11 protein-coding genes are annotated in these 17,312 nt (G+C 37.6%); 7 read left to right on the top strand and 4 right to left on the bottom strand.

From position 1 onward, the window contains the following. Nucleotides 1–130 precede the first annotated feature (130 nt). Together ACRD7B_RS05285 and ACRD7B_RS05280 are read left to right on the top strand one after the other, a co-directional pair. A complete protein-coding gene (locus tag ACRD7B_RS05285) occupies nt 131–2,497 on the top strand; it encodes a penicillin-binding protein 1A (RefSeq protein ID WP_430823434.1) in 2,367 nt (788 codons plus the stop codon). A 174-nt stretch (nt 2,498–2,671) separates the two neighbouring features. After that, nucleotides 2,672–6,022 (top strand): ligand-binding sensor domain-containing protein, encoded by a 3,351-nt coding sequence (locus ACRD7B_RS05280; protein WP_430823433.1) that lies wholly within the window; start codon nt 2,672–2,674, stop codon nt 6,020–6,022. A gap of 5 nt (nt 6,023–6,027) precedes the next feature. On the opposite strand, the gene radA is transcribed toward ACRD7B_RS05280, so the two are convergent. From radA to panC, 4 genes are all read right to left on the bottom strand, one after another. Further along, a complete protein-coding gene (gene radA / locus ACRD7B_RS05275) occupies nt 6,028–7,398 on the bottom strand; it encodes a DNA repair protein RadA (protein WP_430823432.1) in 1,371 nt (456 codons plus the stop codon). A gap of 1 nt (nt 7,399) precedes the next feature. Then, complete coding sequence (rfaE2, locus tag ACRD7B_RS05270; protein WP_430823431.1) at nt 7,400–7,894, bottom strand: D-glycero-beta-D-manno-heptose 1-phosphate adenylyltransferase; 495 nt, start codon at nt 7,892–7,894, stop codon at nt 7,400–7,402. A 112-nt stretch (nt 7,895–8,006) separates the two neighbouring features. Continuing rightward, a complete protein-coding gene (panD, locus tag ACRD7B_RS05265) occupies nt 8,007–8,357 on the bottom strand; it encodes an aspartate 1-decarboxylase (protein WP_430823430.1) in 351 nt (116 codons plus the stop codon). Then, nucleotides 8,347–9,207: a pantoate--beta-alanine ligase gene (gene panC, locus ACRD7B_RS05260; RefSeq protein ID WP_430823429.1), complete on the bottom strand. Its 861-nt coding sequence runs from the start codon at nt 9,205–9,207 to the stop codon at nt 8,347–8,349. Before panC ends, panD begins: the two co-directional genes overlap by 11 nt. Nucleotides 9,208–9,481: 274 nt before the next feature. Between panC and ACRD7B_RS05255 the strand changes: the two genes are divergently transcribed. The 5 genes from ACRD7B_RS05255 (at nt 9,482) to glmS (ending at nt 17,115) form a co-directional block, all read left to right on the top strand. Beyond that, a complete protein-coding gene (locus ACRD7B_RS05255) occupies nt 9,482–10,288 on the top strand; it encodes a glycogen/starch synthase (protein ID WP_430823428.1) in 807 nt (268 codons plus the stop codon). Between the two features lie 15 nt (nt 10,289–10,303). Continuing rightward, nucleotides 10,304–12,124, top strand: coding sequence for a DUF4270 family protein (locus ACRD7B_RS05250; protein ID WP_430823427.1), 1,821 nt, complete (start codon nt 10,304–10,306; stop codon nt 12,122–12,124). A gap of 215 nt (nt 12,125–12,339) precedes the next feature. Further along, the gene (locus tag ACRD7B_RS05245) at nt 12,340–14,343 is read left to right on the top strand and encodes a DUF4954 family protein (RefSeq protein WP_430823426.1); all 2,004 of its coding nucleotides are present in this window, start codon (nt 12,340–12,342) and stop codon (nt 14,341–14,343) included. An 11-nt stretch (nt 14,344–14,354) separates the two neighbouring features. Then, nucleotides 14,355–15,161 (top strand): glucosamine-6-phosphate deaminase, encoded by an 807-nt coding sequence (nagB, locus tag ACRD7B_RS05240; protein ID WP_430823425.1) that lies wholly within the window; start codon nt 14,355–14,357, stop codon nt 15,159–15,161. Nucleotides 15,162–15,279: 118 nt separating this feature from the next. Further along, entirely contained in the window at nt 15,280–17,115 is a 1,836-nt protein-coding gene (glmS, locus tag ACRD7B_RS05235; RefSeq protein WP_430823424.1) for a glutamine--fructose-6-phosphate transaminase (isomerizing), read from the top strand. Nucleotides 17,116–17,312: the final 197 nt, after the last annotated feature.

Here is a 17,312-nt window from a genome sequence, read left to right as displayed (position 1 = left end):
TGCTTTTATAAAGCTCCAAAATTAGAAAATATCCGTGCAATGTTAAAAAATGAAAATGCTTTACGCAAACGAAATTCCACTCACGTCTATTAAAAATTACTATTTTTGCATCAAAATATGACCTATTAAGATGGATTCAACGACAAATACATATAAAAAATTTCTGACTTGGTTATGGGGCGCACTAGGTGCGGGTATCCTGCTTGTATCGCTCCTTTTCATGCTTATATCGTATGGATTAATTGGCTTCATGCCTTCGTTTGAGGAATTGGAAAATCCTAAAACTAATCTTGCCACAGAAATAATTTCAAGCGATCAAGAATTATTAGGTAATTTTTATCGCGAGAACCGAAGTTTTGTGACTTATGAGCAACTTTCGCCAAATATTGTCAATGCACTTATTGCAACAGAGGATGTTCGTTTTCATGATCATTCGGGTATTGACCCACGTGGATTAGCTCGTGTTGTTTTTCGCACCATCATCATGCAAGATCAAAGTTCTGGTGGAGGAAGTACAATTACTCAACAATTGGCTAAATTATTATTTCATGGCAGAGCTGCCAGTATTGTTGAACGTGGTTTTCAGAAGTTAAAAGAATGGGTTATCGCTGTAAAATTAGAGCGCAGCTATACCAAAGATGAAATTTTAACCATGTATCTGAATAAAGCTGAATTTATTTACGATGCTTATGGTATTAAATCAGCTGCGAAAACATTTTTTGACGAAACAACCGATTCCATTAAAACTGAAAATGCAGCAGTGATAATTGGGATGTTAAAAAACCCTGCATTGTACAACCCTGTGCGTCGTCCAGAGCTGACTCAACAACGCAGAAATGTTGTATTAAACCAAATGCGTAAAGCGAAGTTCATTTCTCAAGAAGAATATGACTCGCTATCTGTTGTTCCAATGGAATTAAAATTCAATCGTGCTGATCACAAAGATGGCCCTGCCCCATATTTCAGAGAATTTTTAAGGTTAACTTTATCAGCAAAAGAACCGCTGCGTGAAAATTATGCATCGTGGCAAAATCAAAAATTTCTGGAAGATAGTGTTGAATGGATCAATAATCCGATGTACGGTTGGATTAACAAAAACCTTCGCCCCGATGGCACTAAATATGACCTCTACAAGGATGGTTTAAAAATATACACAACAGTTGATTCGCGCATGCAAAGCTATGCCGAAAAAGCTGTAAGGACACACCTAAGCGAGGATCTACAGCCAAAATTCTTCAGAGAGAAAAAAGGCAGAACAAGAGCTCCTTTTACAAATAAAATTTCAAAAGATCAGTACGAGAGCATCTTAAACCGCGCCATGCTCAATACTGATCGCTACCGCGATCTTAAACGAAATGGAGCAGATTCAGATAGTATTAAACGTGTGTTTGATTCGGAATATGCCATGACTGTTTTTACCTGGGATGGTGAACGCGATACTATTATGACTCCAATGGATTCGATCAAGCACTACAAGTCGTTTTTACGTGCCGGCATGGTTTCCATGGATCCACAATCGGGGCATGTTAAAGCCTATGTGGGAGGGCCAAACTTCAAACACTTTATGTATGATATGGCTGGCCAGGGCAAAAGACAAGTTGGTTCCACCATTAAGCCATTTGTATATACACTTGCCATGCAAGAGGGGCATACGCCTTGCGATTTGGTTCCAAACATCTCACAAACTTTTTACCTGCCAACTGGTAAAACATGGACTCCACGAAACAGCGGCGACAAGCGAGCAGGCGAAATGGTATCACTTAAATGGGGATTGGCCAACTCTAACAACAACATAACAGCCTGGGTAATGAAACAATATAACCCAGAGGCCATTGCATCAACCATTCATGAACTTGGAATAAAAAGTCCGATGGATGCTGTTCCTGCTTTGTGTTTGGGAACACCCGATTTTGGTTTGGTTGAAATGACCAGTGCCTATTGCACATTTGCAAACAAGGGTGTACATACCGAACCATTACTAGTAACTCGTATTGAAGATCGCTTTGGCAATGTTATCACCGATTTTCATCCTCAAAAACGAGAAGCCATTAGTGAATCCACCGCCTTTTTGATGCTTAATTTACTTCAAGGAGTAGTTAATCAAGGGACTGGGGTTCGTCTTCGTTATACCTATCAGATGTTCAATCAGATTGGTGGTAAAACAGGTACAACTCAGAATCATTCCGATGGATGGTTCATGGGCGTAACGCCTAATTTAGTAACTGGTGTATGGGTTGGCGGTGAAGATCGAGATATTCATTTCGATAACATTACGCTTGGTCAAGGAGCCAACATGGCTTTGCCGGTATTTGCGCTTTATATGCAAGATGTTTATGCCAATGAAGAAATTAACGTAACTATTGAAGATGAGTTTGAAGCGCCTTTAAATTTCAACATCGATTTAGTATGTAATGATGAGCACATATCAGCCGATAAAAACTCCGATACAGAAAATGAAGATGACCAGACGGTTAAAAGTGTAGAAGAGTTCTTTTAATCAGTATGAATAAATCATCGTAAAATACAAAGGAGATGTCAAAGTATCTCCTTTTTTTATTTCTAATAACAGATCATTCACAACCAATAGTTAGCAATTGGCCAAATCACGCTCACAACAAACAACTTAGTTCAGATTATTTTTTGTACATTCATAGGCAGTTAGCACATGTCTATGGCAATAAAATACACTACATTAAACTTACTTATCTTAGTTTTTGGTATTTTTCTAATAACATTACCTGCGAATTCGCAAGAAAATGATTTAAAATTTAGAAACATCACCATCGACCATGGCTTATCAAATAATTGCATTACGGCAATACATAAAAGCTCCAATGGCTTTATGTGGATAGGCACAACTAACGGATTAAACAAATACGATGGCTATGAATTTAAACTGCTAAAAAACAAGGCCAATTCTCAGAGTAAAATAGATAAAGAAATAATTAATTGTCTGTTTGAAGATTCTAAGGAAAATCTATGGATTGGCACCATGGGCAGTGGCCTTAGCCGCTATAACGAACGATCAAATACCTTCATTCATTTCTCTGAAGATTCATTACAAGATAAAGGCATCAATTCAAATCACATATTTGATATTGTTGAAGATAAGGATGGCACTTTATGGATTGGGGGCGGTAGTGGTCTAAACCATTATAATCCGGAAAACAATACTTTTAAACATTACAACTATCAGGAAACAGAACCGGATGGTATCTCTGGTGATAATGTTTTTAGTTTGGCATTAAATAATGATGATGAACTATGGATTGGCACCTATGGAGATGGAATTAGTGTCCTGAATTTAAAAACCGATACATTTAAGCATTACAACTCCAAAAACAGTAAATTGAGCGACGATCACATCCTTGATATCCATAGGGATACGGATGGACTTATATGGATAGCAACCGAAAAGGGTGGCTTAAACTTATTTAACCCCAACACTCAAAGTTTTTCATCTTTCCAAAAACAAGGAAACACATTTAACTTTATAAACAACAGCTTTCCTGTTGACATTAAAGAAGACAAAGACCATCGCATTTGGATTTCCACGGACAGAGGTGGTTTATACTACTATGATAAAAAAACGAATGAATTTCACTATTATCTTAACAATCCAAGCATAAAAGAAAGTCTACATTCCAATGCCCTTTCTAAGCTTTTAATTGACGACAATAATCTGCTTTGGACTGGAACATACGACAAAGGCATTTGCATCAGTAATCTTAATCAGAAAAACCTAGTACATATAACACATACCGACAACAGTTCTCGATCCATCTCTGATAAAAATGTGAATTGCATTTTTCAAGACAGCAAAGAAAATATTTGGATTGGAACTGAAATGGGACTAAATGTAACGGATTCGAGGTTTTCTTTATTTGAAAAATACGTTTTAAACGATGGCCTTTCTGACAATGTTTGCTTAACGATTAAGGAAATATCGAATGGAGAAATTTGGATAGGAACCTACACTGGAGGTATAAATATTTACGATCCAAAACAAAAGAGCTTCAAAAGTCTTCGTCACAACCCCAACGACAGCAATACCATCTCTAGCGACTTTATTCGAAGTATTTATGAAGATTCCCAAGGATTAATGTGGATTGGAACTATTAGAGGAGGTGTTGATGTTTACAATCCTCAAACCAAACAATTTAAAAACTACCCAAACACACACAATGAGTTCATACACCTAACCAGCAGCAATATAATGTCAATTATTGAAGATAAGAACGCCGACATTTGGCTGGCCACCTATGGTGGTGGTGTAAATATTTACGATAGAAGTGAGGATAATTTCATTTACCACAAACATGATGCAAACAAGCCCAATTCCTTATCTAATGACCAGGTAATTTGCCAATTTATTGACAGTGATGGAACCATATGGATTGGCACAAATTCGGGCTTAAATAAATACAATGCAAAAGATTCAACGTTCAGCCACTTTTTCATTGAAGATGGTTTACCTCACAATTCAATAGTAGGCATTATTGAAGATGCAGACAAGAACCTTTGGATTACTACAGCAAATGGCCTATCGAGATATAATATTAGAAACAAGACATTTAGCAACTACTTCAAAGAAGATGGCTTACAAGCGAACGTTTTTTTATACAATTCCAGTTGCATTCTGAAAAATGGTAAACTGGTTTTTGGCGGAACAAATGGACTTAGCCTACTCGATCCTAAAAAAAACGGGAAAGAAAAAACACCACCTAAAGTTTATTTCACTGATGCTTCTATTTTTAACACAAGAATCGATGCAGGAAAATCGGAAGATGGGCGCACAATACACGATGGGCCAATTCACGAAACTAAGGAACTAGATTTAAAGTATCGCGATAAACTTTTCACGCTTAATTATTCCACTTTAGAATATAAAACTTCGAAGCAAGTTCATTACCAATACAAGATTGAACAACTCCATGACGACTGGATAAGTTTAGCTAATGAGAACAGTTTATCATTCCATAATTTATCGCCCGACAAGTACATTCTTAATATTCGATCATACAGCCCTGGCACTGATAATTATGGAGAAACAAATACGCTAAAAATTACTATCAGGCCACCTTTGTATGGCAACAAATACTTTATCGCATTTTTAATAATACTAAGCATTATAATAGCTTGGATTCTTTATCGTCTAAAAAACTTTAATGCTCGCCGACAAAAAGAAGAATTACAACGTCTGGTTAAAGAAAAAACCAAAGCATTAAAAAAAGCCTACAATGAACTTGAGGAGCACCGTAACAACCTGGAAGTAATTGTTGACAAACGAACAACAGACCTTGTTAAAGCAAAAGATAAAGCTGAAAGAGCAGATGCGCTTAAAACGGCCTTTCTAGCCAACATGAGTCATGAGATAAGAACACCTATGAATGCCATACTAGGCTTCGTTCAACTTTTAAATATACCTGGGAATAGCGAAGAAGACAACGACTACTATAGAGAGTTGGTACAATCAAATAGCTTAACACTGCTAAGTTTGATTGATGATATCATGGACTTGGCAAGAATAGAATCTGGTAATTTCACCATAAAAAAACAAGACTTTAATTTCACTAACGAAATCAACGACATTTGTGCTATTTATAGCGAAAAGATCATTTCACAAAATCCACAAGTTAAATTCGTATTTAATAACGAAGGTGAAGCATTAAATATTCACACCGATCCATTAAGGTTAAAACAAATCATTGTTAACCTTATTAACAATGCTCAAAAGTTCACCGAAAAAGGGCAGATCGTGGTGAACTACAAAATTAATGATGCGGGTCAACTAATTTGCTCGGTGCAAGACTCAGGCATTGGTATCCCCGCCCATGAAATTAAAAACATTTTTAGCCGTTTCAGAAAACTTGATGGTGGCTCAGAAAAAATCTACCGCGGAACAGGTCTTGGCTTAGCCATAACACGAGAATTAGTAAAGCTATTGGGTGGTGAAATATGGGTAGAAAGTGAAGTTGGCTTAGGATCAACCTTCTTTTTTACGGTAGATATTAAAAAGTAAAACCATTAGGCGAATAAGAATTTAAACGCTTCTTCGATCTTATTTGCTTTTACAATCTGAATATCAAATTTACCTAATTCCACGCCTTTGGTATAAGCGGGTATAATAATCGATTTAAACCCAAGTTTAGCAGCCTCACTAATACGTTGCTCTAATCTGGTTACCGGGCGAATCTCCCCTGATAAACCTACCTCTCCACACATACAAACATCAGGCGAAACTGCCATGTCCATATTCGAGGATAATACGGCTGTTATTACGGCCAAGTCAATGGCCGGATCATTCACTTTTAAGCCTCCTGCAATATTTAAGAAAACATCTTTCGCAGCTAATTTAAAGCCTGCACGTTTTTCGAGCACGGCCAATAACATATTTAAGCGTCGTAAATCAAAGCCGGTAACTGAGCGCTGTGGGTTACCATAAGCTGCTGTACTTGCCAAAGCTTGCACCTCGATTAAAAACGGTCGCAACCCTTCTAATGCAGCAGAAATAGCAACTCCACTCATTTGTTTCTGTTGGGTTGCCAATAACAATTCTGAGGGATTACTCACTTCGCGAAGACCACTTCCCAGCATTTCATATATACCAATCTCATTGGTTGAGCCAAAGCGGTTTTTAATGGATCGCAGAATGCGATACATATGATGCCTGTCGCCTTCAAATTGAAGAACCACATCAACCATGTGCTCCAACACTTTTGGCCCAGCCAAACTTCCTTCTTTGGTGATGTGACCAATTAAAAATACAGGTAAGTTCTTTTCCTTACAAACACGCAATATTGTAGCTGTACATTCTCTAATTTGCGATACACTTCCAGGTGCTGATTCGATTCGCTCAGTCTCTAATGTTTGAACGCTATCGATTACCAAAACATCCGGATTAGTATTCTCAATGTGGTTTAAAATGTGCTCAACAGAAACCTCGCTAACCACATGACAATTGTCGTCCGCAGTTTTCGCCACACGATCGGCTCTTAATTTAATTTGCTGAGGGCTTTCCTCTCCCGATACATAAAGCACCTTAACATTTGGTAAATTCAAGGCAGTTTGCAGCACCAAGGTTGATTTTCCAATTCCAGGCTCTCCACCTATTAAAACCATCGCCCCGGGAACTAATCCGCCTCCTAGCACTCTATTTAACTCATTATTACCGGTATCTAAGCGAGGTAAGTCTTCGACTGAAACCTGCGAAACAGGGATTGGTTTTGTTCGCTCGGATAAAACCGAGCCTGGTCGACTGTTTTTCGCAGCCTTGCCCGTTATCTTTGTTTCCTCAACTAAAGTATTCCACTCATTACATGAGTAGCATTTCCCAACCCATTTGGGTGACTCGGAACCACAATTCTGACATACAAAAACGGATTTAGTTTTAGCCATTTTACATCAATTGTTTTATTTTTTCAACAATTGAGCTTGTTGAAAAGCCTTCCACAAAATCAATGGTTTCAACAGATCCACCCTTACCCGTCACCACATCGTAACCCACAATATCAGAAGCCTTATAGTCACTACCTTTTACCAACACATCTGGCTGAAGTGTCCTAATTAGTTCGTAAGGTGTGTCCTCATCGAAATAAACTACTAAATCGATAAACTGCATCGAAGCCAATAATATAGCTCTTGATTGTTCATCCACTACAGGGCGCTCTGGACCCTTTAATCGTTGAACCGAAGCATCCGTATTTAGACCCAATACTAACCTTGTTCCTAAATCTTTTGCCTTGGATAAATAATCAATATGACCGCGATGAACTATGTCAAAACAACCATTGGTGAAAACAATCTTTTCACCGTTCGCATTCCATTTTTCAACCAAACTTTTGGCCTCATCGCGACTTTTTATCTTCAGGTAAATCTTTTCGAGTTCTTTCATTGAACAGTTCTTGCAAATTGTTTACAAAAATTAGTAGATCAAAGGTATAAAAATAGTAATACCCCGGTTGTAGCCGAGGTATCTAAAATTTTTGAAAGCACTACTATTTGCTCTATACAAGCAAATTAGTAGCCGTATCAGGAAAAATGAAAGTCGGCTTAAATTGTTTTGCCTCTTCCACCTCCATGCTACAATAGGTAATAATAATTACAACATCACCTACGGCAACTTTACGTGCCGCTGCTCCATTCAAGCAAATGACGCCCGAACCTCTCTCGCCTCTGATTACATAGGTCTCAATTCGCTCACCATTGTTGTTGTTCACCACTTGAACTTTTTCGTTCTCGATGATATTTGCCGCATCCATCAGATCCTCGTCTATGGTAATGCTACCAACATAATTCAGGTTTGCTTCGGTAACCGAAACATTGTGTAATTTTGATTTGACTAACTCAATATTCATGATCCTTATTTTTGTAAGTCACGTTATCTATCAATCTTATTTTATTTGCAAACACTGCAATACAACCAACAATGTAATTACTGTCAGTCCAATTGTCAACTGCTTGCAAGGTATATCCATCAACAATTTCAAAATATTCAACTTCCAGTTCTGATGATTTATTAATTTCATCATGCACCTTCTTTTTCAGCGCTTCAATTGTTAATTCAGGCACAAAGTTACAAGAATCAAATAAAGTACGTGCAATCTCAGGTGCATTTTTTCGTTGCTCTTCGGTCAATAAAGCATTTCTTGAACTCATAGCCAAGCCGTCATCTTCGCGAATAATAGCACATGGTACAATTTCAACCTTTAAGTTCAATTGCTGAACCAAGTTTTGGATAACTGCTAATTGCTGAAAATCCTTTAAACCAAAAAATGCTTTATCTGGCTTAACCATATCAAACAATCGACTTACCACTTGCGCTACGCCATTAAAATGACCAGGTCTGTATTTGCCCTCCATCACCGTTTCGAGCGATCCAAAATCAAAAACACGCTTATCTTCCTCAGGGTAAACCTCATTCACATCAGGCGCAAACAAAAGCTCACATTTTACAGCCTCTAGCATAGCTGCATCTTTCGACAAGTCACGTGGATAACGCTTTAAATCATCGGCATTATTAAACTGGTTCGGATTCACAAAAACACTTGCCACCACTACATCCGCCTGTGACGCAGCTTCCTTAACCAAAGACAGATGCCCCTGATGCAGAGCACCCATGGTAGGCACAAAACCAATTTTTCTATTTTCTTTACGGTAGCTAGCAAGCTGACCACTTAACTCCGCAACAGTTTTAACAATTTTCATATCAACTAAAAACTCGATTCTTCATCAATTGTCATAACAACAACATGAATACACCTTCATTGGTTTTAAAAAATTTGCGCGGCAAAGTAATAAAATATGAAGCACACTTTTACTATATGTTCCAAAAAATACACTCAATTCCTCCACCAATTACCAAAACTTACATAAAGTAGTAAACACAAAAAGAGAGATTGCTTGAACACCATTAATTTGTTGGGTGGTTTATTTTTCGTACTTTTGCATTTGCAAAATTACACTACTACCAATAATAGAAATGGAAAAAGCTAAAGTCTTATTCATCTCCCAGGAAATTACACCGTATCTACCAGAAAGCGAAATGTCGAAAGTAGGTCGTTTTTTACCCCAAGGCATTCAAGAACTTGGAAAAGAAATTAGAACCTTCATGCCGCGTTTCGGATGCATTAATGAACGTAGAAATCAACTTCATGAGGTTATCCGTTTGTCCGGAATGAACCTTATTATTGACGATACAGATCATCCATTAATCATCAAAGTAGCATCGATTCAGGCAGCTCGTATGCAGGTGTATTTTATCGATAATGAAGATTATTTTCAGAGAAAGCATACTTTAACCGATGCTGACGGAAAAGAATTTGATGATAACGATGAAAGAACCATCTTCTTTGCTCGCGGTGCACTTGAAACCACAAAAAAGTTAAGATGGGCTCCTGATGTTGTTCATTGCAATGGTTGGATTACTGCCTTGGCTCCTTTGTACATTAAGAAAGCCATGAACGAGGATCCACATTTCGAAAACACGAAAGTAGTGTACACCATTTACAACAATGAGTTTTCTCAGGAATGGGCTGAGAATTTCAAGGAGAAATTAATCATTGATGGTGTTGAAGCTAGCGATCTCGATATTCTTGAAAAGAACGATTATGTAAGCCTAATGAAACTGGCAATTTCTATGTCAGATGGTATAATCCAAGGTAGTGAAACCATTAATCCTGAATTAAGTAAATTCATTGAAGAATCAGGCAAACCATTTTTAGGTTACCACGATGAGGAAACTTATGTGAGTGCTTATAATGGCTTTTACGACTCTTTACTTGACTAACAACCCCGTATACTTATGAAGATCATTTCATTGAAAAATATATTTTCACGCACAACAGGCCAATTTTTATTAATTGGCCTTCTTTCTTTATCGGCTTGTAAAGATGAACCTGTTCGATTAACAGGCAATGTACTACCCGAAGGAGAAGTTCTGCAAGGACTGAACTACAACGAACATGTATTAGCAACCATAAACACAACTCGTGATGCCATTCAAACAAGTCAAGCCACAAGTGGAGTTTTAGGTACATTTAACGATCCTGTTTTTGGAAAGTCTGAAGGCAGTTTTGTAACTGATTTTTCAATCGGAGCCAAAGTTCAACCCTCTGTTGATGTGCTTTTTTATAAAATTGATTCAGATTCAACCAGAATTCTCGAAGATGTTGAACTTAATAACAAATTCGACAACAATAACATAACCATTGAAACTCCAACAGACTGGTATGATCATGAAAAATGGAAGCCCTATTCAGAAGTATGGACTGTTGACAGCTTAGTACTATCGCTACAATACCAGTTTAATGATTGGTATGGTGATATGCTTGACAAGCAGAAGATTAGTGTCTATGAATTAACAGAAGGACTTGGTAGTTCGAGTACCAAGTACTATCACAACTCTCCTATACCAGGGCACAACACAACTCCAATTGCAAGTAAATTGGTTCACCCTAACGATGATGTGCCGGATTCACTTAAATCAGAGTGGTGGAGCACTAATCTTTGGAAATATCCAGACAGTTTATTGAATCGCCCTGAATACCTTTGGGATCAGTTTAAAGTTAGCAATGACATCGATAGTGGGTGGCTTGACACTGGTTTTACTGGTCATACAACAACAACCAAATACTGGAATTTCAAATTAAATGATGAAATCACCGATCGTTTCTTTAATTTAAGTGAAGATGAATTATTAAACACAAGTGCATTTAAAGGGGTTTTTAATGGTTTATATATAGATTCAGATGATAACAGCACAGAAGAAGGTGCTTTAACAAAAATCAACTTACCCACATATTCTAGTTCAAATTACGGCACAAGACTTACGCTTTATTATACACGTAATTATAAATACATAAACGATGCTGAAGAAGTGCGTGATACAAGCAAGCAGTTTCCTTACATTTTTCCCATCAATGTCGAAAACGTTAGGTTTAACAAATATAAGCATCCTGATATAAATGACATTGTTACGGATGAACCTGAACCAGAAACGCTCTATTTACAAGGAATGGCTGGCAGCTATACTCAGATGGAATTCCCAGATGAAATAATAAATTGGGTTGATTCACTTGAAAATACCGACCCTTACATTTCGGTTAGTAACATTGAGTTTTTCATGGAAATAGACACCATGTCACTTGTTTCAGATGATTACGATCATCCTATTGATAGCGACCCTGATAAAGTAAGAGCGATACAGCGATACCCAATTCCTCAAAACCTGAGCATTGTTTGGCAGGATGATAAAGGTGAATTTGTAACACCAACTTATAGTATTATTGTTGGTGGCCAAAAATTTACAACACCTTTATTTGGAAGTAATGCAGATCAAAATGGAAATCGCAGTGGAACTGGTGAGTTACTACCTCGACACATTTATGATGATGACAACAATTATCTCCGGACGGAATACCTTTATTATTTCATCATGCGAGCTGATTTCTTTAATTATGTGATGCGAAATGAAGATGGTGCCAGTTTAAATGAGAAGCAATTCTTTATTGGTCCAAGTGATAATAGCACGGCTAACTTCAAACGAGTGACTTTATTTGGTGGTGCTAATAAAGAAAAACCAATGGAAATGAACATCAAATATTTCCATTATATTCCGAGATAATTTACACTGATTATATTATTTTAAAAGGATGCTTCGGCATCCTTTTTTATTTGGTATACTTTGCAAATCAGCACCAGATTCCTTTCTAAACCTTATTTTTAGAAGCTGCCTTTTACTTTATACTTACAAAACACTTTCTTTTAGTTCCAATACTATTTTTAAGTACGTATCTTTTCTACTTTAGATGTCTCAAAGAAGCACATATTCATAACGAAATGAAAGGATACCGTTCCTTAACCCAAAAAGAAATAAAAACCCTAGAGCAGCAAAGCTGTACTTCTACTGATTGGAGTAGAGTAAGTGTTGCTGATAGCTTCACAACAAAAAGCATTCGTAATACAGCTTTTTCTGGCGATGTTTGCTTGGGATCTTTTGATAAAATATTCTCATTTGCTGGCGGAGTTGAAAAATCTGCTGGAATATCGAATGCTTGCATTCACAATTGCATCATTGAATCGGATGCCTACATTAATCAAGTTAAGAATCACATTGCCAATTACCACATCAAATCAGGGGTTATAATTGAAAATGTAGATTCTATCACTTGCGAAGGCAATAGTTGTTTTGGCAACGGCATTCAAGTATCTGCATTAAACGAAGCAGGTGGCCGCGAAATATCAATATACAACGAATTATCTGCTCATACGGGCTATATAATGGCTCTGTATCGTCACCGCCCTAAGGTGATAGGGCAACTGCAAAAACTAATTGATCAATACAAGAAAGATATTTGCAGTGACAAAGGCACCATTGAGAAAAATGCCAAACTCATCAATTGTCGAACAATAATAAATACTAACATTGGTGAAAGTGCGGTAGTTGAAGGCATTTACCGTTTACAGGAAGGTACAATCAATAGTTCCCCTGAAGCACCAAGTTATTTTGGCCCTGGTATTATTGCTGAAGATTTTGTAGCTGCATCAGGCTGTACGGTAAGCGATGGTGCGTTGGTATCAAAATGTTTTATTGGACAGGGGTGTGAATTAAGCAAACAATATTCGGCTGAGAATTCTGTTTTTTTCGCCAATAGTCAGGGGTTTCATGGCGAAGCTTGTTCCATATTTGCAGGGCCATATACGGTAACTCATCATAAATCAACCTTATTAATTGCTGGTTATTTCTCATTCATGAATGCCGGTAGTGGTTCGAACCAAAGTAACCACATGTACAAGCTAGGGCCTATTCATCAAGGCGTACTTGAGCGTGGATCGAAAACAACGAGTGATTCCTACTTACTTTGGCCTGCTCGAATCGGAGCCTTCTCATTGGTTATGGGGCGTCATTATCGTAACCCAGACACATCTTTACTTCCATTTTCATATTTAATCGAGAATAAAGATGAGAGTTTGTTAGCTCCTGGGGTCAATTTACGCAGTGTTGGAACCATTCGTGACGCCAGAAAATGGCCAAAACGCGATAAAAGAACAGATAAAAAGCTGCTTGACTTCATTAATTTCAACTTATTAAGTCCGTTCACCATTCAAAAAATGTTGGGTGGTAAAGCCGTCTTAAAACAGCTCAAAGCCTCATCTGGCGCGACATCAGACTATTACATGTACAACAATGTGAAGATTTCAAACACATCGTTGGAACGTGGAATAAAACTATATAACGTAGGCATCATAAAATTTTTAGGAAATGCGCTTATAAAAAAGCTCGAAGGCATTACCTTTGTTAATTCGGAAGAATTGAAGAAAAGCCTTTCTCCAACATCGCCCCATGGGCAAGATGAATGGATAGACATGGCTGGTCTTTTAGTACCGAACGAACGGGTAATGACCCTTTTGGATGATCTTGAAAACAATACTATATCGGATTTAGATCAACTAAATGAACGATATAGATTGTTGCATGATAGCTATTTTGATTACGCATGGAACTGGTGTCTTAAAGTCTTTAAAGACGAATTTGATTTGGATTTAGCTCAGGTTGAAATTGATCAACTATTAAGCTTCATCGACGACTGGAAGAAAAACGTAATTGATTTAGATAACATGGTTTATGCCGATGCCCGCAAAGAGTTTACATTAAATACTCAAACAGGTTTTGGCATTGATGGCTCAGAAGAAACACGTAGCATGGACTTTGAACAAGTTCGCGGCGAGTTTGAAAGCCATCCGGCAGTACAAGATATTCATAAGCACATTCGGGAAAAAAGTAGACTAGCCGAGGAGCTAAAAGAAAGGCTTATCCTTTGTAAAAAAAGAGATAAACCTTAAAATAGAGTATAATGCGATTAATTGTTGAACCAGATTATCAGGTAGCGTCGGAATGGGCAGCTGCCTATGTTGCACAAAAAATTAACAATCACAAAGAAGAGCGTCCAATAGTATTGGGATTACCAACGGGTTCGTCACCAATGGGCACTTACAAAGAACTGATTCGATTACACAAAGAAGGAAAAGTATCTTTCAAAAATGTAATCACCTTCAACATGGATGAATACAGAGAGATTCCTCGCGAACATCCTCAAAGTTATTACACATTCATGTGGGAGAATTTTTTCAGTCACATCGACATTAAAGCTGAAAACACCAACTTATTAGATGGTAAGGCAGAAGATGCTGAAGCAGAATGTCAACGTTACGAAGATAAAATTAAGGAAGTTGGTGGAATCGACTTGTTTTTAGGTGGAATTGGCCCTGATGGTCACCTTGCCTTTAACGAACCTGGTTCATCACTTAACTCCCGTACAAGGGTTAAAACGTTAACCTATGATACCATTTTAGCAAATTCACGTTTCTTTAATCACGATCCTGATCAGGTACCAAAAACAGCTTTAACAGTTGGTGTTGGAACTGTATTAGACGCCAAAGAAATATTGATTATTGTAAATGGACATAATAAAGCGAGAGCTTTACAACATGCTGTTGAAGAAGGAATAAATCACATGTGGACCATTAGTGCATTACAAATGCATCCTAAAGGTTTAATTGTTTGTGACGAAGCATCTACTTATGAATTAAAAGTAGGTACTTATCGTTATTTCAAGGATATTGAAAAAGACAATTTAGATCCTAAGAGTCTATTAAAATAACACGAAAGGTTAGTTTACCTTTTACATTATACCACATTGCTGAGAGAGGAATTCCTATGGGTTTTCCTCTTTTTTCGTATCAACAGCACATTGAACGATAACAAAAAAACAAAATAGAATGTGCGGAATTGTAGCATATGTAGGAGAAAGAACAGCCTACCCAATTATTGTAAAAGGTCTGCAACGACTTGAATACAGAGGATACGACTCAGCTGGTTTAGCTTTGGTTAACGATGGTGTTCATGTATACAAATGTAAGGGCAAGGTAAAAGACTTGGAAGAACATGCCAAGGGTAAATCAATATCTGGAAGTATTGGTATTGGGCATACACGCTGGGCAACCCATGGTGTTCCAAGCGATAACAATGCGCATCCACATGTTTCTGAAAACGGTAAATTCATTGTAGTACACAATGGTATTATCGAGAATTACGCTCACCTAAAAAAGGAATTAATCAACCGTGGTTACACTTTCCAGAGTGAAACGGATACTGAAGTATTGGCCAATCTTATCGAGAATATTTATATCGAAGAAAAGGTAGATGCCGAGATTGCAGTGCGTTCTGCCTTAACAAAAGTAATTGGTGCCTATGGCTTAGTGGTTACTTGTACCGACGAAGATGATCAATTGATTGCAGCCAGAAAAGGTAGCCCATTGGTAATTGGTGTTGGTGAGAAAGAATACTTCTTAGCTTCGGATGCTACTCCAATTGTAGAATATACCGATCAGGTAATCTACATGAACGACGAAGAAGTGGCGGTTATCAAAAAAGATAAGCTAACACTAAAGAGCATCCACAATGATGCTAAAAAGCCGAAAATACAAAAAATAAGCCTCAGCATTGAAGAAATTGACAAAGGCAACTATGATCACTTCATGCTTAAGGAAATATACGAGCAACCTTTATCTATTGAGGATACTTTTCGTGGAAGAATATCCATGGATCATTCAAAAATATTCCTTGGTGGTATTATTGATGTATTACCACGTTTATCGGAAGCCAAACGCATTATCATCGTCGCTTGCGGAACCTCTTGGCACGCAGGCTTGGTAGGTGAGTATTTATTCGAAGAATTTGCACGTACACCTGTGGAAGTGGAATATGCGAGTGAATTCCGTTACCGTAACCCTGTAATTAATAAGGATGATGTAATAATAGCCATATCGCAGAGTGGTGAAACAGCCGATACATTGGCTGCCATAAAAATGGCCAAAGAGCAAGGTGCTTTAATCATTGGTATATGTAACGTAGCTGGTGCTTCAATTCCGCGCGAGACAGATGCTGGCGTTTATACACACGCCGGCCCTGAAATTGGTGTTGCGTCAACCAAAGCCTTTTCATCGCAAGTAACTGTTTTGACGATGATGGCCATGTTACTTGGTAAAACAAAGGGCGAATTATCGCCTAACGAATATCAGCACCTCATCAAACAGATGACTGAGGTACCAGATAAAATTAAAACCATTTTACAATCTGAAGCAGAAATAAAAACGATTGCTGAAACTTATAAGGACGCCAACAATGCACTATATCTCGGAAGAGGATATCTGTTTCCGGTCGCATTAGAAGGTGCTTTAAAACTAAAAGAAATATCGTATATTCATGCCGAGGGTTATCCAGCTGCTGAAATGAAACATGGCCCAATTGCTCTCATTGATGAGAACATGCCAGTTTTTGTTATTGCAACCAAGGATAAGTCGTATGAAAAAATTGTAAGTAATATTCAAGAGGTAAAAGCGCGTAACGGAAAAGTGATTGCCATCGTTACTGAAGGCGATGATGTCATTAAAAAAATGGCTGACCACGTTATTGAAGTCCCGGATTGTCACGAAGCTGTTGCACCACTTTTAACAGTAATACCTCTTCAATTTATATCGTATCACATTGCTGTCATGCGTGGCTGTAATGTTGATCAACCGCGAAATCTGGCTAAGTCAGTCACGGTTGAATAAAGATTATGAGTTGCTCTTTCGTGAGCCGTTCATAATGTAATACTTTTAAGGTTTATCTCTCAGTAAATGCCCGTTTGAAACGTCTTACGGGCATTACTATTTTTAGGCCAATAAAAAAAAACCAAAACATCGAAACGTTTTGGGTCAATAGTATTTTTTACTTTCACAAAATTTTATCGTGAGCTTTAAATTTTACA

The sequence above is a fragment of the Carboxylicivirga fragile genome, from assembly GCF_050589805.1.
Classification (GTDB): Bacteria; Bacteroidota; Bacteroidia; order Bacteroidales; family Marinilabiliaceae; genus Carboxylicivirga; species Carboxylicivirga fragile.
Note: the sequence above shows the minus strand (reverse complement) of the source record. Positions and strands in the feature narration are given on the sequence as shown.

Coding starts and splice junctions, on each gene's coding strand:
- ACRD7B_RS05285 (WP_430823434.1), top strand. CDS start 131: ATGGATTCAACGACAAATACATATAAAAAATTTCTGACTTGGTTATGG.
- ACRD7B_RS05280 (WP_430823433.1), top strand. CDS start 2,672: ATGGCAATAAAATACACTACATTAAACTTACTTATCTTAGTTTTTGGT.
- radA (WP_430823432.1), bottom strand. CDS start 7,398: ATGGCTAAAACTAAATCCGTTTTTGTATGTCAGAATTGTGGTTCCGAG.
- rfaE2 (WP_430823431.1), bottom strand. CDS start 7,894: ATGAAAGAACTCGAAAAGATTTACCTGAAGATAAAAAGTCGCGATGAG.
- panD (WP_430823430.1), bottom strand. CDS start 8,357: ATGAATATTGAGTTAGTCAAATCAAAATTACACAATGTTTCGGTTACC.
- panC (WP_430823429.1), bottom strand. CDS start 9,207: ATGAAAATTGTTAAAACTGTTGCGGAGTTAAGTGGTCAGCTTGCTAGC.
- ACRD7B_RS05255 (WP_430823428.1), top strand. CDS start 9,482: ATGGAAAAAGCTAAAGTCTTATTCATCTCCCAGGAAATTACACCGTAT.
- ACRD7B_RS05250 (WP_430823427.1), top strand. CDS start 10,304: ATGAAGATCATTTCATTGAAAAATATATTTTCACGCACAACAGGCCAA.
- ACRD7B_RS05245 (WP_430823426.1), top strand. CDS start 12,340: ATGAAAGGATACCGTTCCTTAACCCAAAAAGAAATAAAAACCCTAGAG.
- nagB (WP_430823425.1), top strand. CDS start 14,355: ATGCGATTAATTGTTGAACCAGATTATCAGGTAGCGTCGGAATGGGCA.
- glmS (WP_430823424.1), top strand. CDS start 15,280: ATGTGCGGAATTGTAGCATATGTAGGAGAAAGAACAGCCTACCCAATT.